At 76.1% G+C, this 23300-nt stretch carries 24 protein-coding genes; 14 read left to right on the top strand and 10 right to left on the bottom strand.

Going from position 1 to position 23300, the window contains the following annotated elements; genetic code table 11:
• A complete protein-coding gene (locus tag ACI8AF_RS16095) occupies positions 1–1404 on the bottom strand; it encodes a class II fumarate hydratase (protein ID WP_456540735.1) in 1404 nt (467 codons plus the stop codon).
• Between the two features lie 141 nt (positions 1405–1545).
• On the opposite strand from ACI8AF_RS16095, the gene ACI8AF_RS16090 reads away from it, so the two are divergent.
• The 4 genes from ACI8AF_RS16090 (at position 1546) to ACI8AF_RS16075 (ending at position 5473) form a co-directional block, all read left to right on the top strand.
• Positions 1546–2226, top strand: coding sequence for a hypothetical protein (locus ACI8AF_RS16090; protein WP_456540734.1), 681 nt, complete (start codon positions 1546–1548; stop codon positions 2224–2226).
• Positions 2227–2363: 137 nt separating this feature from the next.
• Positions 2364–2963, top strand: coding sequence for a hypothetical protein (locus ACI8AF_RS16085; protein ID WP_456540733.1), 600 nt, complete (start codon positions 2364–2366; stop codon positions 2961–2963).
• A gap of 52 nt (positions 2964–3015) precedes the next feature.
• Positions 3016–3909 (top strand): hypothetical protein, encoded by an 894-nt coding sequence (locus ACI8AF_RS16080; RefSeq protein ID WP_456540732.1) that lies wholly within the window; start codon positions 3016–3018, stop codon positions 3907–3909.
• 232 nt (positions 3910–4141) lie between these two features.
• Positions 4142–5473, top strand: coding sequence for a serine/threonine-protein kinase (locus ACI8AF_RS16075; protein WP_456540731.1), 1332 nt, complete (start codon positions 4142–4144; stop codon positions 5471–5473).
• Positions 5474–5477: 4 nt separating this feature from the next.
• Here the strand turns inward: ACI8AF_RS16075 and glpX are convergent, their stop codons facing one another.
• Positions 5478–6530 carry a class II fructose-bisphosphatase gene (glpX, locus tag ACI8AF_RS16070; protein WP_456540730.1) on the bottom strand — a complete coding sequence of 351 codons (1053 nt, stop codon included), beginning with the start codon at positions 6528–6530 and terminating at the stop codon, positions 5478–5480.
• Between the two features lie 44 nt (positions 6531–6574).
• Between glpX and ACI8AF_RS16065 the strand changes: the two genes are divergently transcribed.
• On the top strand, positions 6575–7189 hold the full coding sequence (locus tag ACI8AF_RS16065) for a DUF4245 domain-containing protein (protein ID WP_456540729.1): 615 nt from the start codon (positions 6575–6577) through the stop codon (positions 7187–7189).
• On the opposite strand, the gene ACI8AF_RS16060 is transcribed toward ACI8AF_RS16065, so the two are convergent.
• Genes ACI8AF_RS16060 through ACI8AF_RS16050 form a run of 3 tightly spaced genes read right to left on the bottom strand, consistent with a single transcriptional unit; the run spans position 7177 to position 9737 of the window.
• On the bottom strand, positions 7177–7389 hold the full coding sequence (locus ACI8AF_RS16060; protein WP_456540728.1) for an exodeoxyribonuclease VII small subunit: 213 nt from the start codon (positions 7387–7389) through the stop codon (positions 7177–7179). The two genes, ACI8AF_RS16065 and ACI8AF_RS16060, sit on opposite strands and share 13 nt — an antisense overlap.
• The gene (gene xseA, locus ACI8AF_RS16055) at positions 7386–8618 is read right to left on the bottom strand and encodes an exodeoxyribonuclease VII large subunit (protein WP_456540727.1); all 1233 of its coding nucleotides are present in this window, start codon (positions 8616–8618) and stop codon (positions 7386–7388) included. The genes ACI8AF_RS16060 and xseA overlap by 4 nt, the downstream gene beginning before the upstream one ends.
• A 48-nt stretch (positions 8619–8666) precedes the next feature.
• On the bottom strand, positions 8667–9737 hold the full coding sequence (locus tag ACI8AF_RS16050; protein ID WP_456540726.1) for a lipid droplet-associated protein: 1071 nt from the start codon (positions 9735–9737) through the stop codon (positions 8667–8669).
• A gap of 117 nt (positions 9738–9854) precedes the next feature.
• On the opposite strand from ACI8AF_RS16050, the gene ACI8AF_RS16045 reads away from it, so the two are divergent.
• Both ACI8AF_RS16045 and ACI8AF_RS16040 read left to right on the top strand, forming a co-directional pair.
• The gene (locus tag ACI8AF_RS16045; protein WP_456540725.1) at positions 9855–10811 is read left to right on the top strand and encodes a 4-hydroxy-3-methylbut-2-enyl diphosphate reductase; all 957 of its coding nucleotides are present in this window, start codon (positions 9855–9857) and stop codon (positions 10809–10811) included.
• A 5-nt stretch (positions 10812–10816) separates the two neighbouring features.
• Positions 10817–11287, top strand: coding sequence for a DUF3291 domain-containing protein (locus tag ACI8AF_RS16040; protein WP_456540724.1), 471 nt, complete (start codon positions 10817–10819; stop codon positions 11285–11287).
• Between the two features lie 29 nt (positions 11288–11316).
• Here the strand turns inward: ACI8AF_RS16040 and ACI8AF_RS16035 are convergent, their stop codons facing one another.
• The 4 genes from ACI8AF_RS16035 to ACI8AF_RS16020 all read right to left on the bottom strand — a co-directional run bounded on the left by ACI8AF_RS16035 (position 11317) and on the right by ACI8AF_RS16020 (position 15156).
• Positions 11317–11880: a DUF6542 domain-containing protein gene (locus ACI8AF_RS16035; protein WP_456540723.1), complete on the bottom strand. Its 564-nt coding sequence runs from the start codon at positions 11878–11880 to the stop codon at positions 11317–11319.
• 139 nt (positions 11881–12019) lie between these two features.
• A complete protein-coding gene (locus ACI8AF_RS16030; RefSeq protein ID WP_456540722.1) occupies positions 12020–13102 on the bottom strand; it encodes a DNA recombination protein RmuC in 1083 nt (360 codons plus the stop codon).
• 48 nt (positions 13103–13150) lie between these two features.
• Positions 13151–13663, bottom strand: a complete 513-nt coding sequence (locus ACI8AF_RS16025; protein WP_456540721.1) for a methylated-DNA--[protein]-cysteine S-methyltransferase — start codon at positions 13661–13663, stop codon at positions 13151–13153.
• Positions 13663–15156: an AlkA N-terminal domain-containing protein gene (locus tag ACI8AF_RS16020; protein ID WP_456540720.1), complete on the bottom strand. Its 1494-nt coding sequence runs from the start codon at positions 15154–15156 to the stop codon at positions 13663–13665. Before ACI8AF_RS16020 ends, ACI8AF_RS16025 begins: the two co-directional genes overlap by 1 nt.
• A gap of 124 nt (positions 15157–15280) precedes the next feature.
• Between ACI8AF_RS16020 and ACI8AF_RS16015 the strand changes: the two genes are divergently transcribed.
• Complete coding sequence (locus ACI8AF_RS16015; RefSeq protein WP_456540719.1) at positions 15281–16867, top strand: serine/threonine-protein kinase; 1587 nt, start codon at positions 15281–15283, stop codon at positions 16865–16867.
• 1 nt (position 16868) lies between these two features.
• On the opposite strand, the gene ACI8AF_RS16010 is transcribed toward ACI8AF_RS16015, so the two are convergent.
• Positions 16869–17633 (bottom strand): TetR/AcrR family transcriptional regulator, encoded by a 765-nt coding sequence (locus tag ACI8AF_RS16010; protein ID WP_456540718.1) that lies wholly within the window; start codon positions 17631–17633, stop codon positions 16869–16871.
• Between the two features lie 90 nt (positions 17634–17723).
• Between ACI8AF_RS16010 and ACI8AF_RS16005 the strand changes: the two genes are divergently transcribed.
• The 6 genes from ACI8AF_RS16005 (at position 17724) to ACI8AF_RS15980 (ending at position 23176) form a co-directional block, all read left to right on the top strand.
• A complete protein-coding gene (locus tag ACI8AF_RS16005; protein WP_456540717.1) occupies positions 17724–18674 on the top strand; it encodes an ABC transporter ATP-binding protein in 951 nt (316 codons plus the stop codon).
• Positions 18671–19504 (top strand): ABC transporter permease, encoded by an 834-nt coding sequence (locus tag ACI8AF_RS16000; protein ID WP_456540716.1) that lies wholly within the window; start codon positions 18671–18673, stop codon positions 19502–19504. Before ACI8AF_RS16005 ends, ACI8AF_RS16000 begins: the two co-directional genes overlap by 4 nt.
• A 63-nt stretch (positions 19505–19567) precedes the next feature.
• Entirely contained in the window at positions 19568–20473 is a 906-nt protein-coding gene (locus ACI8AF_RS15995; RefSeq protein ID WP_456540715.1) for an ABC transporter ATP-binding protein, read from the top strand.
• Positions 20470–21294, top strand: a complete 825-nt coding sequence (locus ACI8AF_RS15990) for an ABC transporter permease (RefSeq protein ID WP_456540714.1) — start codon at positions 20470–20472, stop codon at positions 21292–21294. The genes ACI8AF_RS15995 and ACI8AF_RS15990 overlap by 4 nt, the downstream gene beginning before the upstream one ends.
• Positions 21294–22547: a sensor histidine kinase gene (locus tag ACI8AF_RS15985; RefSeq protein WP_456540713.1), complete on the top strand. Its 1254-nt coding sequence runs from the start codon at positions 21294–21296 to the stop codon at positions 22545–22547. The genes ACI8AF_RS15990 and ACI8AF_RS15985 overlap by 1 nt, the downstream gene beginning before the upstream one ends.
• The gene (locus ACI8AF_RS15980; protein ID WP_456540712.1) at positions 22544–23176 is read left to right on the top strand and encodes a response regulator; all 633 of its coding nucleotides are present in this window, start codon (positions 22544–22546) and stop codon (positions 23174–23176) included. The genes ACI8AF_RS15985 and ACI8AF_RS15980 overlap by 4 nt, the downstream gene beginning before the upstream one ends.
• Positions 23177–23300 lie beyond the last annotated feature (124 nt).

Raw genomic sequence — 23300 nt, 5'->3', positions numbered from 1 at the left:
TCAGGGGTGGGTCATCGAGAGGACGTCGAGGGCCTCGTCGAGCTGCTGCTCGCTGAGCTTGCCCTGCTCGACGTAGCCGCGCTCGAGCACGACCTGGCGGATCGTCTTGCGCTCGGCCAGCGACTGCTTGGCGACCTTGGCCGCCTCCTCGTAGCCGATGTACTTGTTCAGCGGCGTGACGATCGACGGGGAGGACTCGGCCAGCTCGCGGCAGCGCTCCACGTTGGCCGTGATGCCGTCGACGCAGCGGTCGGCCAGCAGCCGGCTGACGTTGGCCAGCAGCCGGATCGACTCCAGCACGTTGCGGGCCATCAGCGGCAGCGTCACGTTGAGCTCGAAGTTGCCGGTCGTGCCGGCGAAGGCGACGGCGGCGTCGTTGCCGATCACCTGGGCGGCGACCTGGATCGTCGCCTCGGGGATCACCGGGTTCACCTTGCCCGGCATGATCGAGCTGCCCGGCTGCAGGTCGGGCAGGAAGATCTCGCCCAGGCCGGTGCGCGGGCCCGAGCCCATCCACCGCAGGTCGTTGGCGATCTTGGTCAGCCCGACGGCGATGGTCCGCAGCTGGCCGGAGGCCTCCACCAGCCCGTCGCGCGAGCTCTGCGCCTCGAAGTGGTCGCGCGCCTCGGTCAGCGGCAGGTCGAGGTCGGCGGCCAGCGAGTCGATGATCGCCGCGGCGAACCCGGGCGGGGTGTTGATCCCGGTGCCGACGGCGGTCCCGCCCAGCGGCAGCTCGCCGATGCGGGGCAGCGAGGCCTCCAGCCGCTCGACGCCGTAGCGGACCGCCGCCGCGTAGCCGCCGAACTCCTGGCCCAGCGTCACCGGGGTGGCGTCCATGAGGTGGGTGCGGCCGCTCTTGACCACCTCGGCGAAGTCGGTGGCCTTGCGCGACAGCGAGGCCTCCAGGTGCCGCAGCGCCGGCACCAGGTCGCGCACGATGGCGCGCGTGGTGGCGACGTGTATCGCCGAAGGGAAGACGTCGTTGGACGACTGCGAGGCGTTGACGTGGTCGTTCGGGTGCACCGACCGGCCCAGCGCCTCGGTCGCCAGCGTGGCGATGACCTCGTTGGTGTTCATGTTGCTCGACGTCCCCGAGCCGGTCTGGAAGACGTCGATGGGGAAGTGGTCGTCCCAGCTCCCGCTCGCCACCTCGGCCGCCGCGTCGCGGATGGCCCCGGCGACGTCCTTGTCGAGGACCCCGAGCTCGGCGTTGACGGTGGCCGCGGCGCCCTTGATGGCGGCCAGCGCACCGATCAGCTCGCGCTCGATACGGGTGCCCGAGATCGGGAAGTTCTCGACGGCCCGCTGGGTCTGCGCCCGCCACTTGGCCCAGACCGGGACCCGGACCTCGCCCATGGAGTCGTGCTCGATGCGGTACTCCGTGCCGTCCTGCTCTGCGGACACGCTCGCTCCCGGATGGTGTCGGTGGGGACTGTGCTCCGGAGCGACCCTAGATCCCCGTTCGGTCTCGCTCCGGCCCGGCTCCGCCCGGCCGCAGCGGGCGAGCGCCTACCCTCCGCCGGACCGCCCGCCCCCGGAGGAGCCATGTCCCAGCCGCCGTACCCGCCGCAGCCGGGACCCTGGCCGCCGCCGTCGTCCTCCTACGGCTACGGGCCGCCCCCGTGGGACCCCTGGTCCGGCGGGGTGCCGGGCCCGCCGCCGCGGCGCAGCCGCGGGACCGTCGTGTGGGTGGTCGTCGGCTCGGTGCTCGCGGTCGCCGTCCTCGTCGCCGTGGTGGTGGGCGCCCGCCGGCTCGGTGCCGCGCAGGGCGACGAGCTCTTCTCCCCGGGCGCGGTGGCGACCGGGGAGCCGGCGGCACCGACCGGCCTGGGCGACGACCCGTACCTCGACGAGCGGGCGCAGGCCTGCCACGACGGGACCATGGACGCCTGCGACGAGCTCTACGCGCTCTCGCCGTCGGGATCGGCCTACGAGCAGTACGGGCTCACCTGCGGTGGCCGGGTGAAGGCCTACGAGGTGTACGCGTGCTCCGACCTGGGCGGGACGGCGGTGCCGACGTCCCCGCCGTCCTCCCCGGCGGGGCTGGGCGACGACCCCGGGCTCGACGGGTACGCGCAGCGCTGCCACGACGGCCTGCTCGACGCGTGCGACGACCTGTACCAGCTGTCCGACCCGATGTCGGACTACGAGCGGTACGGGATCACCTGCGGCGGGCGGGTGGCGCCCTACGCCGTGCCGTACTGCACGCAGCTCGAGGACGACTGACGCCTGGGGCCGGTGGGGTGCGAGCGGCCCCGCGGTCGGCGGTGACGTCCGGGTCCGGCCGGGTCGTGCGGCGCTGCCGGGTTCCGGCGCCCCGCGGACCTACGCTCCGCCGGACCCAGCCCGCACGAGAGGCCCCGATGTCCGACCCGCAGCACCCGCAGCCCGCCTGGGACGTCGTCGACCCGGGCCTGGGGACGACGCCGGCGTGGGCCCCGCCGGGCACGCCGTACTGGACGGCGCAGCCGTCCTGGACCCCGCCGGCCGGAGCGCCGGTGCTCCCGCCGGCCACGCCGCACCGCTGGAAGCCCACCCCGGTGCTGCTCGGCGTCGGGTACGCCGTCGCCGGGGCGGTGGGCGCCGCGGTCCTCGTCAGCTCCGTCTTCCTCTCCGCCGCCGAGGAGATCGGCCGCGAGATGGCCCAGGGCCTCGGCGAGGAGATCGGGGAGTCCGTCGGCGAGGGCATGACGCGCTCGCTGGACGAGTGGGCGTTCGGCGGGTTGCCGATGGAGGACGACGACGCCGTCGGCCCGGTCGAGCAGTCCCCCCCGGTCGCGCCGGAGCCGGGCCCCGACCCGGTGCTGAACGCCTACGCGGCGGACTGCTTCGCCGGGGAGCTGCAGGCCTGCGACGACCTGTACTACGAATCGCCGCCCCTGTCGGACTACGAGTCGTACGCCACCACCTGCGGGGGACGGGTGAAGGAGTACACCGTCGTCTCCTGCACGGAACTGGACTGAGGCGCGGCTACGCTCAGCCCCGCCACCACCGCAACTCGAGGAGCGAAAGACCATGTCACAGCCGCCGTACCCGCCGCCGGGCGGCAACGACCCCTCGGGTCAGCAGCCGGGGCAGCAGGGCTGGGGCGGGTCGTCGCCCCAGGACGAGCCGACCCAGCAGTTCGGGTCCACCGGCGCCGGCCAGACGCCCGGTGGTCAGCGCGACGAGACCACGCAGTTCCCGCCGGCCGGGCAGTACCCGCCGCCGGGCCAGCCCGGCCAGCAGGGCTACGGGCAGCAGCCGCAGTACGGGCAGCCGGGCCAGCAGTACGGCCAGCAGCCGCAGTACGGGCAGCAGCCCGAGTACGGCCAGCAGCAGCCCTACGGCCAGCAGGGCTACGGCCAGCAGCAGCCGTACGGCCAGCAGGGCTACGGGCAGCAGCCCCAGTACGGGCAGCAGCCGTACGGCCAGCCCGGCTACGGCCAGCAGCCGCAGAAGGGCAAGGGCGGCCTCATCGCCCTCATCGTGGCCGGCGTCCTCGTGGTCGCCGGCATCGTGGTGGCGCTGGTCCTCTTCCTCGGTGGGGACGACGACGACCCGAGCACGACGGCGAGCTCCAGCACCGCCACGACCACGAGCTCGTCGAGCGAGGACGCCACCCCGACGACGTCCTCCAGCGAGGAGAGCAGCGAGGAGTCCTCGACGAGCGAGGAGAGCACGAGCTCGCAGCCGCCGGGCGGCGGCATCCCGCCGGCCACGCAGGAGCCGACCGGGCTGGGCACCGACCCGGCGTGGAACGCGCTGGCCGAGGAGTGCTACGGCGGCAGCATGGAGTCCTGCGACCTCCTCTACGTCAGCACGGTGAGCGACCCCGCCCTGGAGGCCTACACGGTCTACGCCGACACGTGCGCCGGCCGTCAGCCGGAGGGCACCGGAGCCCTCTGCACCGACACGTTCCCCGGCTGACCGCCCCCGCGCCCGTCCGACGGCCCGGTTCCTCACCCGAGGGGCCGGGCCGTCGGTCGTCCGGACGGTCCGTCGTCACGCGCAGCAGGCGGCGGGTCGCTCCGCGTCGGAACGGGCGGGGTGCGGTGCGCGAGCCGCTGGTCCGCCCGTCGCGGCGTGCCTAGACTCCGCGCCGACCGCACCGGGTGACGGCTCCGCGGAGCGCCCGCCGGCGGCACGTTGGGGGTCGCCCGTGGACAGCGAACAGTTCGGCGTCTACCGCCTCGAAGCCCTGCTGGGCCGGGGCGGCATGGGCGAGGTCTACCGCGCCTACGACACCGAGCACGACCGCGTCGTCGCCCTCAAGGTCCTCTCCCGCGCGCTGGCCGCCGACCGCGGCTACCGGGAGCGGTTCCGCCGCGAGGCCCACCTCGCCGCGCGCCTCAACGAGCCGCACATCGTGCCCATCCACCGCTACGGCGAGATCGACGGCCGGCTGTTCCTCGACATGCGCCTGGTGCCGGGGCGCGACGTGCAGGAGGTGCTCACGCGGGAGGGCCCGATGCCGGCCCACCGGGCCGTGCGGATCATCAGCCAGGTCGCGCACGCCCTCGACGCCGCGCACGCCGACGGCCTGGTGCACCGCGACGTGAAGCCGTCGAACATCCTCCTGACCGAGGAGGGCGAGGACGACTTCGTCTACCTGGTCGACTTCGGCATCGCCCGCGCCCTCGACGACAGCGCCGGGCCCCGGCTGACCACGGCGGGCGCCGCCCTGGGCTCGCTGGAGTACATGGCGCCGGAGCGGTTCCTCGAGCAGCCGATCGACGCCCGCATCGACGTCTACTCGCTGGCCTGCGTGCTCTTCGAGTGCCTCACCGGCCGGGTCCCCATGGTCGGCGACGGCCTGGCCACCCTCATGTACGCCCACCTCTACACCGAGCCGCCGGCGCCGTCGTCGCTGCGCCCGGGGGTGCCGCGCGCCCTGGACGACGTCGTGCGGCGGGGGCTGGCGAAGGACCCGGAGCAGCGCTGGGAGTCCGCCGGCCAGCTCGCGAGCGCGGCGCGCAAGGCGCTCGGGTCGCGGCCGCAGCCGGTCGTGCCGCAGGCGCCGCCGACGTCGATCCAGCCCCGCCCCGTCGTGGGCCGGACGCTCGGCTTCTCCGACCCCGGCCCGCCGGACGAGCCGCCGACGTCGGCGCTGCCGCAGCAGCGCCCCCCGGCCGCCCGGACACCGGCGCCCCCGGCCGCGCGGACGCCCGCGCCGCCGGCCGCGCGCGACGCTCCCCGGGGGTCGAGGATCGACTTCTCCGCGCCGCCGCCCCGGTCCCCGTCGGCACCGCCGCTGGGCCCGGTCAGCAGGCCCGACGCCCGGGCGGTGTCCGCGCCGGGCCCGGTCGGGACGCGGGCCGCCGAGCCGCACCCGAGCGGGCCCCTGCCGGTCGGGCTCCCGCCGCCGCCCCCGGCCCGCGGGCAGGCGTCCGCCCCGGCGCCGCGCACGCGCAGCCGGGCGCCGGTGCTGCTGCTCGTGCTGGTGCTCGTGCTCCTCGCCGCGGCCGCGGTGGTCGTGTTCGCGGTGCTGTGAGGGGTCAGTCCTCCGACGGCGTCGCGTCGAACTGCACCGCCGAGTAGGCGCGCAGCTTCGCCAGCGAGTGCAGGCTGTCGATCTGCCGGATGGTGCCCGACCGCGAGCGCATGACCAGCGACTGCGTGGTGCACCCGCCGGCCCGGTACTGCACGCCGCGCAGCAGCTCGCCGTCGGTGATGCCGGTGGCCACGAAGAAGACGTCGCCGCGGACCAGGTCGTCGATGTGCAGCACGCGGTCGAGGTCGTGGCCGGCGTCGAGGGCCTTCTGCCGCTCGTCGTCGTCCTTGGGCCAGAGCTTGCCCTGCAGCGAGCCGCCCATGCACTTGAGCGCGCAGGCGGCGATGATCCCCTCCGGGGTGCCGCCGATGCCCATGAGCAGGTCGACGCCGGTGCCCTCGCGGGCGGCGGCGATCGCCCCGGCGACGTCGCCGTCGGTGATGAACTTGATGCGGGCGCCGGCCTCGCGGACCTCCTGCACGAGCTTCTCGTGGCGGGGGCGATCGAGGATGCAGACGGTGACGTCGCCGGTGGAGCAGTGCTTGGCCTTGGCGACGCGGCGGATGTTCTCGGCGACCGGCACGGTGATGTCGACGACGTCGGCGGCCTGGGGACCGGTGGCGATCTTCTCCATGTAGAAGACCGCCGACGGGTCGTACATCGCGCCCCGCTCGGCCACGGCCATGACGGCGATGGCGTTGGGCATGCCCTTGGCCATGAGCGTGGTGCCGTCGATCGGGTCGACCGCGACGTCGCACTCCGGGCCCTGGCCGTCGCCGACCTGCTCGCCGTTGTAGAGCATGGGCGCCTGGTCCTTCTCGCCCTCGCCGATCACCACGGTGCCGTTCATGCTCACCGTGCCGATCAGCGCCCGCATCGCGTCGACCGCGGCGCCGTCCCCGCCGTTCTTGTCGCCCCGGCCGACCCACCGGCCGGCGGCCATCGCGGCCGCCTCGGTGACGCGGACCAGCTCGAGGGCCAGGTTGCGGTCGGGCGCGGGGCGGTCGGTGCGGAAGCCCGCTCCGGCGCGCGGCGTCAGTGAGTCGGGCAGCGACACGGGACCTCCAGGGATCGACCACCGGGTGCTGCGATCCTAGGTGCATGCCTGCAGGCCCGACCGACCAGCGATCCGCCGACGAGCTGCCCGCGGCGCCCGACCCGCGGCTGGAGCGCGCGCGGCGGCAGTCGTTCGCCAACATGCTCCGCTCGCTGGCGCCGCTGGTGGTGATCGTGCTGGCGCTCGTCGCCTGGCAGTCGTTCCGGCAGGGCCCCGACGAGAACCCGGTCAAGCCGATCGACCCGTCGAGCACGATCGCCCTGGCGGCCGACCGGGCCGGCTACCCGCTGGTCGTGCCCACCGGGCTGCCCGAGGAGTACCGGCCCACCAGCGCGCGCACCGACGCCGGGGAGGCGGGGGAGGGCGACGCGGTCACCCTGGAGCTCGGCTACGTGACCCCGTCCGACGAGTTCGCCGGGTTCGTGGTGAGCGACGACCCGCGCGCCGACGCGCTGACCGCCGTGCTCGCCGACGCCGAGGAGCAGGGCAGCGTGCAGATCGGCGGCGAGACCTGGACCCGGTCGACGCGGCCGCAGAACCGCGACGTCGAGACCGTGCTCAGCCGCCAGGCCGACGGGGTGACCGTGGTGGTCACCGGCTCGGCGTCGGAGGAGGAGCTGGAGACGGTGGCCGCGGCGGTGGCGCCCTACTCCGATTGAGCCTCTTCCGGCTGCGCCGCGGCCAGCCGCTCGCGGGCGCGGTCCAGCCAGTGCCGGCACAGCTCGGCCAGCGCCTCGCCGCGCTCCCAGAGCGCGAGCGACTCCTCCAGCGTGAGCCCGCCGGCCTCCAGCTTGCGCACGACCTCGGCGAGCTCCTCGCGGGCCTGCTCGTAGGTCTGGGTCGGCTCGGGGGTGCTCACGCCGGTTCCTCCTGATCCGTGCTGCGGTCCACGCGCACCGGCAGCCGACCGCCGGCCACCCGCACGCTGAGCAGTTCGCCGTCCGCCACCGCACCGGGCTCGCGCACGAGGGCGCCGTCGGCGCGCTGCACGACGGCGTAGCCGCGCTGCAGCGTGGCGGCGGGGGAGAGGGCGGCCACCCGGGCGCGGGCGTGCTCGAGGTCGCGCTCGGCGCCCTCGACCCGGTGGGTGACGGTGCGCAGGGCGCGGCCGCGCAGCGCGGCGACGTCGTCGGCCCGGCCGTGCAGCAGCCGCTCGGGCGCGGCCAGCACCGGGCGGCTGCGCACCGACTCCAGCCAGCGCTCCTGCTGCTCGAGGCGGGTCGAGAGCAGGTGCCGGGCGCGGGCGCGCAGGCCGTCCACCAGGCGCCGCTGCTCGCCGATCTCGGGCACGATCCGGTGCGCGGCGTCGGTGGGGGTCGCGGCGCGGACGTCGGCGACGTGGTCGACCAGCGTCGTGTCGGTCTCGTGCCCGACGGCGGTGACCACCGGGGTGCGGCAGGCGGCGATCGCCCGCACCAGCCCCTCGTCGGAGAACGGCAGCAGGTCCTCGACCGAGCCGCCGCCGCGGGCGATGACGATGACCTCGACCTCGGGATCGCGGTCGAGGCGCTGCAGGCCGTCGATGACCGACGCCGCGGCCATGGGTCCCTGCACGAGGCAGTGCTCGACGGCGAACCGGACCGCCGGCCACCGGCGCCGGGCGGTCACGAGGACGTCGCGCTCGGCGGCGCTCTCCCGGCCGGTGACCATCCCGACGACCGCCGGCGCGAACGGCAGCGGCCGCTTGCGGGCGGCGTCGAAGAGCCCCTCGGCGGCCAGCAGCCCGCGGATGCGCTCGATGCGGGCGAGGAGCTCGCCGAGGCCGACCGCGCGGATCTCGGTGGCGCGCAGCGAGAACGAGCCGCGGGCGATGTAGTAGTCGGGCCGAGCGCGGACGATCACCCGCGCGCCCTCGGTCAGCTCCAGGCCGGGGCGGTCGGCGACGTCCCGGCCGCAGGTGACCGGGATGGACAGGTCGGCGGCCGGGTCGCGCAGCGTGAGGAAGACCGTGCTCGACATGCCCCGCCGCGACAGCTGCGCCACCTGGCCCTCGACCCACACCTCACCGAGCCGGCCGATCCACTCGGCGACCTTGCGCGCGACGGTCCGGACCGGCCACGGCGCCTCGGGGGAGGAAGGGGCGGTCACGCTCCCGAGACTGCCAGGCGCCGCCGACACGGCCGCCGCCCGGGGCGGCTAGGCAGAGGCGGTCGGCGACTTCTCCAGCCGGTTGCGCAGCATCCGCAGGTACGGCGCGCGGTTGCGGGTCGCCTCCTCGTAGTCGAGGAGCTGCTGCACCGTCGAGGGCGCGTAGCCGCGCAGCCGGCCGCGCAGCTGGGCGATCGACCAGCCGTCGTAGCCCTCGATGGGCGCGGTCCCGGCGGCCTGCGCGCCGGCGGTGCCCTCGTCGTCGGCCGGGCCGGTGCCCTCCGGCACCTCGGTGCTCACGCCGGTCGCCGCGGCCACGGGGGTGCCGCCCTCGTCGGTGGCCTCCGCCGGCGCGGCGACGCCCTCGTCGGTCACGGTGGCCTCGACGGTGGCGATCCCGCCGTCGGGGGTGAGGACGTCGACCTGCTCGGACACCGTGTCCGGGGCCCCGCCCGGCTCGCCGGCGGTGCCGGCGGCGTCGGCCTCGAGCAGCGCGTTCTCGACGGCCGTGGCGTCCTCGGTGGCGGCGTCGCCGGGCCCTGGCCCGGCCGGGAGGTCGGCCTCGCGGACCTGCTCGGTGATGTCCTGGACGGCGGCGACGACCTCCGCGGGCGCCGGCTCGGCGGGCAGGCCGGCGAGCTCGTCGTCCACCAGCTCCTCGATGGCCAGCTCCTCGAGGGTGTCCTCCGCCGAGAGACCCGGGGCCGGGACGTCCCCGGCGACAGCGGCGTCGGCGGCACCGGCCGCGGACGCGTCGGGCAGCGCGACGTCGTCCTCGGGCAGCCCGGAGAGGAGGTCCTCCTCGGCGACGGGCTCCTCGACCCGGTCGAAGGCCGAGTCGCGGAAGCCGGCCGGGGCCGGCGCCTCGGCGGCCGGCAGGTCCTCGTCGAACGTGGCCAGACCCGGCTCGTCCTCGCCGCGGATGCCCGTGAACACCTCGTCGCCGCGGGCCACGAGGCCGGTGTACTGCTGCTGCAGCCACATCGCGGTCTGCATGGTCAGGCCGACGACCCGCACCGGGAGGCCGGGGAGGGTCTCGGGCAGCTTGCGCGCCTCGTCCAGCACGGTGGCGGCCAGTCCGGCGGCGGCGCGGACGACCTGGGGGATCTCACGGGACATGCGCACAGCCTGCCCCAGAACCCCGCGGACGACACACCCGGTCAACGCAGATGCACCCGACGGTGGTGCTCCTCTCAGTCCCGGGCGCGCGGCCGCCGCCCACGTACCCTGGGAGACATGGCTGATCAGCGCGGACGCGTCCTGCTGGCCGACCCGCGCGGGTACTGCGCCGGGGTGGACCGGGCGGTCGTCGCCGTGGAGAAGGCGCTGGAGCTGCACGGCGCACCGGTGTACGTGCGCAAGCAGATCGTCCACAACAAGCACGTCGTCGCCACCCTCGAGCGGCGCGGCGCGGTCTTCGTCGACGAGACCGACGAGGTGCCCGAGGGGTCGGTCGTCGTCTTCAGCGCGCACGGCGTCTCCCCGGCGGTGCACGCCGAGGCCGCGGCGCGGTCGCTGCGGACCATCGACGCCACCTGCCCGCTGGTCACCAAGGTGCACTCCGAGGCCAAGCGGTTCGCCAAGGACGACTACGACATCCTGCTCATCGGCCACCGCGGCCACGAGGAGGTCGAGGGCACCTCCGGCGAGGCGCCCGAGCGCATCCAGCTCGTCGACGGCGACCACGACGTCGCCAACGTCCAGGTGCGCGACCCCGACAAGGTCGTGTGGCTGTCGCAGACCACGCTGTCGGTCGACGAGACGCTCTCGACGGTCGACAAGCTGCGCGAGCGGTTCCCCACGCTCCAGTCCCCGCCGAGCGACGACATCTGCTACGCCACGCAGAACCGGCAGCAGGCCGTCAAGCAGATGGCCGCCGAGTGCGACCTGGTGATCGTCGTCGGGTCCACCAACTCGTCGAACTCCGTGCGGCTGGTCGAGGTGGCGCTGGAGGCCGGCGCGCGGGACGCGCACCTGGTCGACTTCGCCTCCGAGATCGATCCCGCCTGGCTCGACGGCGTCGGCACCGTCGGCCTGACCAGCGGCGCCTCCGTGCCGGAGGTGCTGGTCAGCGAGGTCCTCGACTGGCTGGCCGAGCGCGGCTACCCCGATGTCGAGACGGTCAAGGCCGCCGAGGAGCGGCTCGTCTTCGCCCTGCCGCCGGAGCTCCGCCCCCGCCGCACCGCCGGCTGACCGCGGTGCCGCACCTCGCCCAGGTGAACGTGGCGAAGATGCGGGCTCCGCTGGACGCACCGCAGATGCTGGAGTTCGCCGCCGGCTTCGACCCGGTCAACCGGCTCGCCGACCGAGCTCCCGGGTTCGTGTGGCGGCTGCAGACCGGCGGCCACGCGCCGCTGGTGGAGGACGACACCGGCCTGTGGGTGGTCAACGTGTCGCTCTGGACCTCCTACGAGGCCCTGCACGACTTCGCCTACCGCAGCCCGCACGCGGCGTTCCTGCGCCGCCGGTCGCGCTGGTTCGAGCCGGCGCCCCCGCCGATGGCGGCGCTGTGGTGGGTCGCCGAGGACGAGCGGCCCGACGTCCCCGCCGCCCGGGCGCGGCTGACCCACCTGCGCCGCTACGGCCCGACGCCGCGGGCGTTCTCGACCCAGCGGCGGTTCGACGAGCGCGGCGTGCCGGTGCGCGGGGTGCCGGCGCGGGCCCGCTGAGCTCCCCGCTGCTCGCCGATCGCCGGCGCTCAGCGGCCGGCGGCCAGCCGGATGAGCGCGACCACGATGCCGGCGATGGTCGCCGCGATCATCGCGGGGAAGTTCTGCACCAGCTGGGTGCCCATGACCAGCACGAACGCCTTGACGCCGGACAGCTGCACCGAGGAGGCCGCGAGCAGGTTGACGGCCACGACGGCGGCGAACACCAGCGGCGGGCTGACCACCACGGTGAGCAGGTCGCGCCGGCGGACGAGGAAGGCACCGGCCGCGGTGGCGACGACCAGCCCCGTGGCCGTGATCAGCCCCAGCCCGGTCCAGAGCAGGGACTCGGCGGCGGCGACGGCCACGGTGACCAGGAAGACGGCGAGGACGGCGACGATGCCGCGGGTCCGGCGCCCGGTCTCCGGTGCGGGGCGGCGCGTGGGTCGCCCACGCACGGGGCCGCGGTCGGCTTCGGCCGGCCGGCGCTGCGGGCGGGCGTACTCCGGATCGTCGTAGGCGTAGCGGTCGGCCACGGCGGCGCGGTCGGCGCCCACCGGACGCGAGCGCCGGTCGGCGCGGGCGTCGCCCTGTCGCCAGGCGTCGGCCGCCATCGCGCCTCCCGTGGGTCCGCGGGCCGCCGTCGCGGCCGCCCGTCGTCGCCCGCAACGGTAGCCAGGAAGCCGGGCCGGTGGTGGCACCTCGGGGTCGCGTCGGCCCGTCGGCGGGGGCGGACCCGTCCCGGTGGACGGTTCAGCCGTGCGTGCCGTCGCGGGCCTCGCCGGGACCGGCGAGGGGCTCGGGACCGGGGTCGGCGGGGCGCAGCGTGCGGATCGTGGCCTCGAGCTGCTCGGGCTGCGGCACCGGCTGCTCGCCGACACCGAGGGCGTCGAAGCGCCGTGCGGCCGTGAGCACCGACGTCTCGTAGGAGCCGACCGTCTCGTTGTAGCGGCTCATCGTGGCGCCCAGCGCCGAGCCGAGCCGGGTGAGGTGGCCCGACAGCGTGGTCAGCCGGGCGTGCAGCCGGCGGCCGACCTCGAGCACCTGGTCGGCGTCGCGGGCCAGCCGCTCCTGCCGCCACGAGTACGCGACGGTGCGCAGCAGGGCGAGCAGCGTGCTCGGCGTGGCCAGTACGACGTCGCGGCCGAACCCGTACTCGAGCAGGCCGGGCTCGGCCTCGAGCGCCGTGGTGAGGAAGCCGTCGGAGGGGACGAACAGGACCGTGAACGGGGCGGCCGGCCGGAAGGCGGTGGGGTAGCGGCGGGCGGCCAGCGCGTCGACGTGCGCGCGCAGCTGGCGGGCGTGCGCGGCGACCCGCTGCCGGCGGACCGCCTCGTCGGGCGCCTGCACCGCCTCGATGTAGCCGGTGAACGGCACCTTGGCGTCGACGACGACCTGGCGGCCGTCGGCCAGCGTGACCACCAGGTCGGGGCGGACGCCGGCGTCGGCGTCGCTGGTGCCGGCGGGCTGCTCGACGAAGTCGCAGTGCTCGAGCAGCCCGGCGACCTCGACCACCCGGCGCAGCTGCACCTCGCCCCACCGGCCGCGCACGTGCGGCGTGCGCAGCGCGGTGACGAGGGCCTGCGTCTCCTGCTTCAGCTGGGCCGAGGCCTGCCCGACGGTGCCCATCTGCTCGCGCAGCTCGCCGTGGGCGGTCGCCCGGGCCTGCTCCATGCCGGTGAGCAGCCGGTGCATGTGGTCCAGCGACTCGTGCAGCGGCTCGAGCCCGGTGTCCGACGGGCGCCGGCGGGCCAGCAGCGCGACCACGCCGAGGGTGGCCGCGGTGGCGAGCAGGGCACCGAGGAGCAGCCCGAGCAGCAGGGAAGCGGCGTCCATGGTGGGGCAGGGTGCCCGACGCCGCCGACAATTCCCGGCAGGCGGGGCCTACGCGACGGCGGAGGTGGCGGCCGCCTCGTGGTCGAGCAGCCAGCGCTTCACCGGCGTCCCCCACCGGAAGCCGCCGAGCCCGCCGTCGGACCCGAGCACCCGGTGGCAGGGCACGAACAGCGCCGCGGCGTTGCGCGCGCAGGCGTTGGCCGCCGCGCGCACCGCGGCCGGCCGGCCGCAGCGGGCGGCGAACCCGGCGTAGGTGGCCGGCGCACCGGCGGGGATGCGGCGCAGCTCCTCCCACGCCGCCTGCAGGAACGGCCCCGAGCGCTGGCGCACGACGACGTCGTCGATCGCGTGCACGTCGCCGGCGTGGAAGGCTTCCACGGCGTCGAGCACCGGCAGCCGGCCGACCGGCTGCGACGAGACCGGCCGCAGCGTGGCGTGCACGACCGGCAGCAGGTCGCCGACGTCGGCGGTCCAGCCGGCGGCGAGGACGGCGTCGCCGTCGTCGACCACGACGGTGAACGGCCCGGGCGGGGTGGCGACGGTGGCGTGGCGGACGGTCATCAGGCGCTCCGATCCAGGGAGGGGGTGCGGGTGAACAGGGAGGGCACGGCCAGTGCCCAGAGGTGCATCACGGCGTAGGACCGCCACGGCCGCCAGCGGCGGGCGGCGTCGGCGTCGGAACTGCCGAGGGCGGCCAGCGACCGGCGCAGCGCCAGGTCGCCGGGCAGCCAGACGTCGGGGTCGGCCAGGCCGCGCAGGCCGACCAGCGCCGCCGTCCACGGGCCGATCCCGGGGACGGCGACCAGCGCGCGGGCGGCCTCCTCGCGGTCGGCACCGGGGCCGAGCGGGATCGAGCCGTCGGCCAGCGCCGCGGCCAGGGCGTGCACGGCCCGGCGCCGGGCGCCGGTCAGCCCGGCGGACCCCAGGTCGGCGTCGGCCAGCGCCTCCGGCCGCGGGAACGCGTGCGTCAGCGTGCCCACCGGCTCGGGCAGCGGCGTGCCGGCGGCCCGCAGCACCCGCGCGGTGAGGGTGCGGGCGCCGGCGACCGACACCTGCTGACCGAGCACGGCGCGCACCGCCAGTTCCGCGGCGTCGGGCGAGGTGGGCACCCGTCGGCCGGGGGCGGTCGCGACCAGCCCGGCGAGCGCGGGATCGGCGCCGAGCACCTCGTCGACCGCGGCGGGGTCGGCGTCGAGGTCGAGCATCCGGCGGCAGCGGCTGACCGCCGCGCCCAGGTCGCGCAGCGACGTCAGCCGCAGCCGCGCGGTCACCGACCCGTCGCGGGCGGGGGAGAGGCGCACCACCGCCGGCCCGTGCGGCAGGTCCAGCACGCGGGCGAACGTCGTCCCGTCCCACTCCTCCAGCCCGGGGACGGCGTGCGCGCCCAGGAAGAGCAGCACCTCGTCGGCGGCGAACGGCGCGCGGGCGGTCAGCCGCAGGGTCAGCTCGCCCGGCGTGCCGGCGGTCGCCCCGCGGCGCCGGGTGCGCAGCGCGGTCGGGGTGCTGGCGAACACCTCGCGGACGGTGTCGTTGAACTGCCGGATGCTGGCGAAGCCGGCGGCGAAGGCGACGTCGGCCATGGGCAGGTCGGTGGTCTCGATGAGCACCCGGGCGGTCTGCGCCCGCCGGGCACGGGCCAGCGCGAGCGGGCCGACGCCCAGCTCGCCGACGAGCAGCCGGTGCAGCTGCCGCTCGGAGTAGCCGAGCCGGGCGGCGAGGCCGGGGACGCCGGAGCGCTCCACCTCGCCGTCGGCGATCAGCCGCATCGCGCGGGCGACGACGTCGGCGCGGACGTCCCACGCCGGCGACCCGGGGGCGGCGTCGGGCCGGCAGCGGCGGCAGGCGCGGAAGCCGGCCGCCTGCGCCGCGGCCGCGGTGGTGAAGAAGGAGACGTTGCGGGCCAACGGCGTGCGGGCGGGGCAGGACGGCCGGCAGTAGATGCCGGTCGTGTGCACCGCGGTGAAGAACCAGCCGTCGAAGCGGGCGTCGCGGCTGGCCACCGCGCGGTAGCAGCGCTCGTGGTCCAGCACATCGGCGGACAGGGCCTCGGTCACGGACCCCAGCGTGCCAGCCGGGAGGGACGGTGACTGGCGGTTTCCGGACACGGCCGTGGAGCGCCGCGGCGTTCCCAGCGGAGGGCCCCGAGCCCTACGCTCCGGCCGGCAGGGGAGGCGCGCCATGGTGCAGCCGGGGCTCGACGTGGGGACCGTGGTCTCCCGCTACCGGGTGGAGGAGCTCGTCGCCCGCGGCGGCATGGGCCTGGTCTACCGCGCCGTCGACCTGCGGCTAGACCGGTCGGTGGCGCTCAAGGTGCTGACGCCGGAGCTGTCGGAGGACGCCCGGTTCCGGGAGCGGTTCGTGCGCGAGTCGCGGCTGGCCGCCGCCGTCGACCACCCGCACGTCATCCCCGTCTACGAGGCCGACGAGTGGCACGGCCTGCTGTACATCGCGATGCGGTTCGTCCGCGGCGCCGACCTGCACACGGTGCTGGCCACGCGCGGGCCGCTCGACCCGGCTCCCGCGCTCCACCTGCTCGACCAGGGCGCCGACGCCCTGGACGCCGCGCACGAAGCGGGGCTGGTCCACCGCGACGTCAAGCCCGGCAACTTCCTGCTGTCCGGCGCCTCCGCCGAGGTGCTGCCGCCGCGGACGCACGTCTACCTGACCGACTTCGGCCTGACCAAGCGCGCCACCAGCGGCAGCGGGCTGACCCGCACCGGTCAGTTCCTGGGGTCGCTGCACTACGTCGCCCCGGAGCAGATCCGGGGCGAGGACGTCGACGCGCGCACCGACGTCTACGCGCTGGCCTGCGTCGCGCACGAGGTGCTCGCCGGCGCGCCGCCGTTCCCGCACGAGGAGCAGGCCGCGCTGCTGTGGGCGCACATGTCGACGGCGCCGCCGCCGGTGACCGACGCGCGGCCGGAGCTGCCCGGCGCCGTCGACGACGTGCTGGCGGCCGGGATGGCCAAGGACCGGCACGACCGGCCGGGCTCGGCCGGGGAGTTCGTGCGGGCGCTGCGGACCGCGCTGGGGGAGGAGGTCCCCGCCGCGCCGGCGCGCACCGCGCGGACGCCGGCCCCGCCCACCGTCCGGCACGCCCGCCACCACACGCCCGTCCAGCCGGAGCCGCCCCCACCCGCCCAGCCGCCGGTCCCCGGGCCGCCGGACCCCGAGCCGGTCTCCCAGCGGCTCCGACGGCCGTGGTGGCCGGTCGCCGTCGCCGCGCTCGCCGCGGTCGCCCTGGTGCTGGCGCTGTGGCGGCCGTGGTCGTCGGGGCCCGATCTGGAGACCCGTGAGCTCGTCGTCGTCCCCTACGCCGCCGATCTGCCGGCCGACTGGGAGATGCACCCCGTGCAGGACGTGACCGACGCGCTCGTGTTCGGCCCGGCGGGCCTGGTCGTCCCGACGGGCGGCAACGGGGAGGAGTTCGCGGACGTCGCCGCCGAGGAGCCCGAGCGGTCGGTCGGCGTGCACGTCTCACCCGGCACGGGCCTCGAGGACGAGGCCCTGGGAGATCTGCCGGGTCAGATCGCGACCGCGTTCCCCGGGGAGATGGACGTGCGGGTGGCGGGTCCGGCGGAGGTCGCCGGGCAGGACGGCTTCCGGCTGGAGGGCACCTACCGGCTGGGAGAGGCGGATCTCGGGATCCACGGCGTCGTCGTCGGCGGCGAGATCCTGCTGATCTGCGCCGCCCCCGAGAGCATCTTCGACGACTGGCGACCGACGTTCGAGGAGATCACGGCGTCGGTCCGGGCCACCTCGTGAGTCAGCGGTCGACGAGCACGCCGATGCCGTCGAGCAGCCGCGCCAGCCCGAACTCGAAGGACCGCTCGGGGTCGTAGGCGCCCAGCTCCTGCCCGGCGACCGGCCCCACCCGCGCCGCCGTCGGGTACCGCGACGCGTCGAACACCTGCGCGACGTAGGGCTCGGTCGCCTCCCACCACTGCAGCTCGGTGATGCCGGTGGCCCGCTCGGCATCGGCCTTCTCGTGCACGCCGGCGACCGAGCCGCGGACGAACCCGTTGACCAGCGTGACCAGCAGGTCCATCTCCACCTCCGAGAGGCCCAGCCCGTCGACCGCGCGCAGCTCGACCTCGTACTTGCGCATCAGGTTCGGCCCCAGCGGCGGGCGGCCGGTGGCCACGTGCAGCGCCCACGGGTGGCGGACGAACAGCGCCCAGTTGACCCGGGCCATCCCCTCCAGCCGCGCGCGCCAGCCGCCGGTCAGCAGCGCGTCGTCCTCGGGGTAGAGCTCGCCGAGCACCGAGTCGAGCATCAGGTCGACGAGCTCGCCCTTGCCCGGGACGTGGGTGTAGAGCGACATGGCGCCGACGCCGAGCTCGCCGGCCAGCCGGCGCATCGAGACCGCGGCCAGGCCCTCCCGGTCGGCGAGCGCGACGGCGGCGGCGACGATCCGGTCGACGTCGATCCCCGGCCGCGGCCCGGGGCGGCTGCCGTCGCGGCCGGGGGTGCGCCACAGCAGCGCCATGCTGCGGGCCGGGTCGCCCGTCCCCGTGAACTCGGTGGCCATGCCGACAGCCTCCCCCACGCACTGGCGCGACGATCTCCGTACGGCGTATGGTGTCACTCCCCTGAATGACATACACCGTACGGAGATGTGATGACAGCGGTGATCGAGGTGACCGGGCTGCGCAAGGCGTTCGGCGGGACGACGGTGCTCGACGGCGTCGACCTGCAGGTGGCCGGCGGGCAGGTGTGCGCGCTGCTCGGGCCGAACGGCGCCGGCAAGACGACAGCGGTCAAGATCCTCACCACGCTGCTCCGGCCGGACGGCGGCCGCGCGGCGATCGCCGGGATCGACGTGGTGGCCGAGCCCCGCGCGGCGCGCCGGCGGTTCGGCCTGGTCGGCCAGTCGCCCGCGGTCGACGAGGTCCTCGGCGGCCGGGAGAACCTGGTGCTCTTCGCCCGGCTGCACCACCTGGACCGCCGGGCGGCCCGCCGCCGGGCCGACGAGCTGCTCGAGCAGGTGGGGCTGGCCGGCACGGGCGGCAAGCCGGTCCGCCAGTTCTCCGGCGGCATGCGGCGCCGCCTCGACATCGCCGCGGCGCTGGTGCTCGCGCCGCAGGCGCTGTTCCTCGACGAGCCGACCACCGGCCTGGACCCCGCCGGTCGGCAGGACGTGTGGGACGCCGTCCGGGCGCTGGTCGCCGGCGGCACGACGGTGCTGCTGACGACCCAGTACCTGGAGGAGGCGGAGCGGCTGGCCGACGACGTGTGCGTGCTCGACGGCGGCCGGGTGGTCGCCCGCGGCACCCCGCGCGAGCTGACCGCCGCGGTCGGCGGTGACCGCCTGGAGCTGGCCCTGGCCGACCCGGCCCGCGCCGACGAGGCGCTCGCCCTGGCCGGGCGGGTCGCCGAGGGGCCGCCCGCGCCGGCCGGCGCCGGGGCGCGGGTCACCGTCCCCGTGCCGCGGCGGCCCGGGGTGGTGGGGGAGGTGGTGCGCGCGCTCGACGAGGCCGGCATCCGGGTGGACGACGTGGTGCTCCGCCCGACGACGCTGGACGAGGCGTACCTCCGGATCACGGGCGCCCGGCAGGAGGTGGCGGCGTGACCGCCGCGCTGCCCCGCGAGGCGGTGCCCGAGGAGACCCTGGCCGACCGGCTGCGCTGGGCGGTCGCCGACGCCGTCACCGTGGCCGGCCGCGACGTCGCCCACTGGCGCCGCCAGCCGGCCGGGCTGCTGGTCAACGCCCTGTTCCCGGTGCTCCTGCTGCTGATGTTCCTGTTCCTGCTCGGCGGCGGGATGGCGGTGCCCGGCGGCGGCAGCTACCGCGAGTTCCTCGTGCCGGGGCTGCTGGCCATCACGATGGCGTTCGGCATCGAGGGCACCATGACCGCCGTCGTCACCGACACCGCGCGGGGGGTCACCGACCGGTTCCGCTCGCTGCCCATGGCGCCGTCGGCGGTGGTGGCCGGGCGCTGCCTGGCCGACATGCTCTCCTCCGCCGTCGGTCTGCTGGTGCTGGTGGTCGCCTCCCTGGCGGTGGGCTGGCGGCCGGCCGACTGGGGCGCGCTGCCGGCCGGGATCGGCCTCCTGCTGCTGCTCCGGCTGGGGTTCCTGTGGGCCGGCATCTGGCTCGGGCTGGTCGCCCGCGACCCGGCGAGCGTGACGGCGGTGCAGATCCTGGTGTGGCCGTTCGTCTTCCTCTCCAACGCCTTCGTCGCCGCGTCGGCGATGCCCGGCTGGCTGGCCACGGTCGCCGAGTGGAACCCGCTGGCCGCGACGGTCACCGCTGGCCGCGATCTGTTCGGGGCGCCGGTCGGCACCGGCGGCGGCTGGGCCACCGAGCACGCGATGCTGCTCGCCGTCGCCTGGCCGGTGGTGCTCACGGCGGTCTTCGCCGTGCTCGCCGTCCGCAGGTACCAGGGGCTGTCGCGGTGACCTGACGGCGGACCAGCGGTTCGGCGGTCCCGGGCGGCGGCCCGCGTCGCGAGGCTTCTCGGCATGACGACGACGCAACCGGCGCCCGGGCCGACCACCCCGGCAGCCGGACCCGAGGCCGCGGTGCACGTGCGCGGCCTGGTCAAGCGCTACGGCGACCGGGCCGTGGTCGACGGCCTCGACCTCGACGTGCGCCGCGGCGAGGTGTTCGCCCTGCTCGGCCCCAACGGCGCGGGCAAGACCACGACCGTCGAGATCCTCGAGGGCATCCGCCGGCGCGATGCCGGTGAGGTGAGCGTCCTCGGCGAGGACCCCGCCGCCGGAGATCGCGCCTGGCGCGACCGGATCGGCGTGGTCGGCCAGACCACGGGCGACGGCAACGCGCTGACCGTGCGGGAGACCGTGGACCACTTCGCGCACTACCACGCACTCCCGGTGCCGGCCGACGAGCTGCTCGCCGCGGTGGGGCTCGCCGAGCAGGCCGGCACCCGGGTGGACAAGCTCTCCGGCGGCCAGCGCCGCCGGCTCGAGGTCGCGCTGGGCCTGCAGGGCCGGCCCGACCTCCTCTTCCTGGACGAGCCGACCACCGGCATGGACCCGGCCGCTCGGCGGCAGTTCTGGACGCTGATCGAGGGGCTGCGCGACGGCGGGACGACGATCCTGCTCACCACCCACTACCTCGACGAGGCCGCGCACCTCGCCGACCGGGTCGGCGTCCTCTCCGGCGGGCGGCTGGCCGAGGTCGCCCCGCCCGCCGAGCTCGGCCGGGAGCTGCGGGGCACCGCCACCGTCCGGTGGACCGAGGGCGGCGCGCCGCGCGAGGTCGTCACCGCCGAGCCCGCCGCGCTGCTTCGCGACCTGCTCGCCGCCTCGCCGCACGGCGAGATCCCCGACCTGACCGTGACCCGCCCGGACCTGGAGGACGTCTACCTCCGGCTGACCGGCACCGCCGAAGGAGCGTCCCGATGACCACCGCTGTCCGCACCGCGCGGCCCGCCCCACCCAGCCCGCTCGCCGTCGGGCGGGCCCGGATCGGCCTGGAGCTGCGGCTCTTCGCCCGTGACCCCGGCCAGGTCGTCTTCTCGTTCGCCTACCCCGTGATCATGCTGGTGATCTTCGGGTCGATCTTCGGTGACCAGGAGGTCAGCCCGGGCGTCAGCTTCCAGCAGTACTTCCTCGCCGGCATCGCCGCGACCGGCGTGATGCTCACCAGCTTCCAGGCGGTGGGCACCGGGATCGCCGAGGAGCGCGACCGCGGCGACCTGGCCCGGCTGCAGACGCTGGGCACGCCCGTGCTCTCCTACGTGATCGGCAAGGCCGGGCAGGTCGTCGTCAGCACGGTGGCACAGCTGGCCCTGCTGCTGGGTGTGGCCGGGTTGCTCTACGACGTGCCGCTGCCCTCCGACGCCGCGCGCTGGGCGACCTTCGCCTGGGTCGTGCTGCTCGGCGTGCTGGCCGGCACCGTGCTCGGCATCGCGGTGTCGTCGGTCGTGGGCAGCGCCCGGGCGGCCGGCGCGGGGATCCCCGCTTTCGCCGTGGTGCTCCAGTTCTTCTCCGGTGTCTTCATCGTCTTCTCCGAGCTGCCGGAGTGGATGCAGAAGGTGGCCTCGCTCTTCCCGCTCAAGTGGATGACACAGGGCATGCGGTCGGTGTTCCTGCCCGACGCGGCCGCTGCCGCCGAACCCGCCGGCAGCTGGCAGCACGGGATGACTGCCCTGGTGCTGGCCGCATGGGTGATCATCGGCGTCGTGGTGTGCGCCCGGACCTTCCGCTGGCGGCGGGGCGGCTGATGCTGCGTTCCCGCCGCTGGGCCGCCGTCCTCCTCCCCCCGAGCGGGGAGGAGGACGGCGCCGCGCCCGTCTCCGAACGCAGCTGGCGGGCGACCGTCGTGGGGATGCACGTCATCTCCGCGGCGGTCTGGACGCTGGCGGTGGTCGCGGCGGTGACCGGCGACGGGCTCGGCGGCGCCGACCGGGCGGTTGTCTTGGCCGTGCTCGGCGTGCTGGCGGTCGCGTACGCGTTCGCCGGCGGGCCGTCGCTCGGCGGCGGGCTTCCGGTGCGCGGCGCGCTGTACCTGGCCACGCTGGTGGTGGCGTTCGCCGTCCTGGGGTTCTTCGACCCCGCGCTGTTCTTCCTCCTCTTCCTCGCCTACCCGCAGGTCTGGTTCGTCGTCGGGGGGACGTCGGCCGGCATCGCCTGGACGGTGCTGGTGGCCGCCGCCAGCGCGCTGGGCCCGCTGAGCCGGGCCGCGTCGGGCGCGGCGACCCGTGAGGTGCTCACGTCGACCGCGATCAGCCTGCTGTTCAGCCTCGCGCTGGGGCTGTGGGTGAGCCGCGTGCTGGACCAGAGCGCGAAGCGGGCCGAGCTGATCGAGCAGCTCGAGCGCACCCGCGCCGAGCTGGCCGTGGCCGAGCACGAGGCCGGGGTGCTGGCCGAGCGGGAGCGCCTGGCGCGGGAGGTGCACGACACCCTGGCGCAGGGCTACACGAGCATCGTCGTCCTCGCGCAGACCGCTGCCGGTCTGGTGGAGCCCGACCCGGACGGCGCCCGCGAGCGGCTGTCGCTGATCGAGGAGGTCGCCCGGGACAACCTGCAGGAGGCGCGTGCCCTGGTGGCCGCGTTCCGCCCGGTCGGCCTGGAGGACGCGACGCTGGTGGAGGCGCTGCACCGGCTGGCCGAGCGGTTCGGCCGGGAGACCGGAGTGGGGGTGCGGGTGGACACCACCGCGCTGGCCGACGGGGTGGCGCTGCGGCGCGACGAGGAGATCGTGCTGCTGCGCGGCGCGCAGGAGGCGCTCACCAACGTGCGCCGGCACGCGTCGGCGGGCGCGGTGGTGATCCGGCTGACGACGGTGGGCGAGGGGGCGGCGCGGCAGGTGTCGGTGCACGTGGAGGACGACGGCGTCGGCTTCGACCCGGCCGGGCGCGCCGGCGCCGGGCTGGACGGGTTGCGGTCGCGGGCCGCGCAGGTGGGCGGGTCGGTGGACGTCGTGTCGGCGCCGGGGGAGGGCACGCGGGTGACGGTGCGGGTGCCGGTCGAGTGATCAGGATCCTCGTGGTCGACGACCACCCGGTGGTGCGCGGCGGGCTGGTCGGCTGGCTGGACGCCCAGCCCGACCTCGCGGTGGTGGGGGAGGCCGGCGACGGGCTGGAGGCCCTGGCCCGGGTGGCCGAGACGACGCCGGACGTCGTCCTCATGGACCTGCGGATGCCGCGGATGGACGGCGTCACGGCGATCGAGCGGCTGGCCGCGGCGCACCCCGCCGTCCGGGTGCTGGTGCTGACCACCTACGACACGGACGCCGACATCGTGCGGGCGGTCGAGGCCGGGGCGACCGGCTACCTGCTCAAGGACGCGCCGCTGCCGCAGCTCGCCGACGCCGTGCGCGCCGCGGCCCGCGGCGAGACCGTGCTGGCGCCGCCGGTGGCCGCGCGGCTGGTCTCGCGGCTGCGGGCGCCGGCGGTGGAGGCGCCGACGCCGCGCGAGCTCGAGGTGCTGCGCGGGGTGGCGCGCGGGCTGACCAACGCCGAGATCGGGCGGGAGCTGTTCATCGGCGAGGCGACGGTGAAGACCCACCTGCTGCGGGTGTTCGCCAAGCTCGGCGTCGACGACCGCACGCGCGCGGTGATGGTCGCCGTTGAGCGCGGCCTGCTGCCCCGCCCCGGCGCGTAGGGCGCCGCCACCCCGGCGTGTCGACACGCCGGGCCGGCGGCGAGGCGCACGCAGACGTCTGGGCAGCGCGCCGTCCGGGTGGGTGGATGCCTCCGCACCGGGGGCGTCGAGCCAGACGGGGCTC

The organism is Blastococcus sp. SYSU D00669, assembly GCF_054050715.1.
Note: the sequence above shows the minus strand (reverse complement) of the source record. Positions and strands in the feature narration are given on the sequence as shown.

Excerpts from the sequence above, each read along its gene's own strand:
- ACI8AF_RS16090 (WP_456540734.1), top strand. The coding sequence starts at position 1,546 with ATGTCCCAGCCGCCGTACCCGCCGCAGCCGGGACCCTGGCCGCCGCCG.
- ACI8AF_RS16085 (WP_456540733.1), top strand. The coding sequence starts at position 2,364 with ATGTCCGACCCGCAGCACCCGCAGCCCGCCTGGGACGTCGTCGACCCG.
- ACI8AF_RS16080 (WP_456540732.1), top strand. The coding sequence starts at position 3,016 with ATGTCACAGCCGCCGTACCCGCCGCCGGGCGGCAACGACCCCTCGGGT.
- ACI8AF_RS16065 (WP_456540729.1), top strand. The coding sequence starts at position 6,575 with ATGCCTGCAGGCCCGACCGACCAGCGATCCGCCGACGAGCTGCCCGCG.
- ACI8AF_RS16050 (WP_456540726.1), bottom strand. The coding sequence starts at position 9,737 with ATGTCCCGTGAGATCCCCCAGGTCGTCCGCGCCGCCGCCGGACTGGCC.
- ACI8AF_RS16045 (WP_456540725.1), top strand. The coding sequence starts at position 9,855 with ATGGCTGATCAGCGCGGACGCGTCCTGCTGGCCGACCCGCGCGGGTAC.
- ACI8AF_RS16035 (WP_456540723.1), bottom strand. The coding sequence starts at position 11,880 with ATGGCGGCCGACGCCTGGCGACAGGGCGACGCCCGCGCCGACCGGCGC.
- ACI8AF_RS16030 (WP_456540722.1), bottom strand. The coding sequence starts at position 13,102 with ATGGACGCCGCTTCCCTGCTGCTCGGGCTGCTCCTCGGTGCCCTGCTC.
- ACI8AF_RS16025 (WP_456540721.1), bottom strand. The coding sequence starts at position 13,663 with ATGACCGTCCGCCACGCCACCGTCGCCACCCCGCCCGGGCCGTTCACC.
- ACI8AF_RS16015 (WP_456540719.1), top strand. The coding sequence starts at position 15,281 with ATGGTGCAGCCGGGGCTCGACGTGGGGACCGTGGTCTCCCGCTACCGG.
- ACI8AF_RS16010 (WP_456540718.1), bottom strand. The coding sequence starts at position 17,633 with ATGGCCACCGAGTTCACGGGGACGGGCGACCCGGCCCGCAGCATGGCG.
- ACI8AF_RS16005 (WP_456540717.1), top strand. The coding sequence starts at position 17,724 with ATGACAGCGGTGATCGAGGTGACCGGGCTGCGCAAGGCGTTCGGCGGG.
- ACI8AF_RS15995 (WP_456540715.1), top strand. The coding sequence starts at position 19,568 with ATGACGACGACGCAACCGGCGCCCGGGCCGACCACCCCGGCAGCCGGA.
- ACI8AF_RS15990 (WP_456540714.1), top strand. The coding sequence starts at position 20,470 with ATGACCACCGCTGTCCGCACCGCGCGGCCCGCCCCACCCAGCCCGCTC.
- ACI8AF_RS15985 (WP_456540713.1), top strand. The coding sequence starts at position 21,294 with ATGCTGCGTTCCCGCCGCTGGGCCGCCGTCCTCCTCCCCCCGAGCGGG.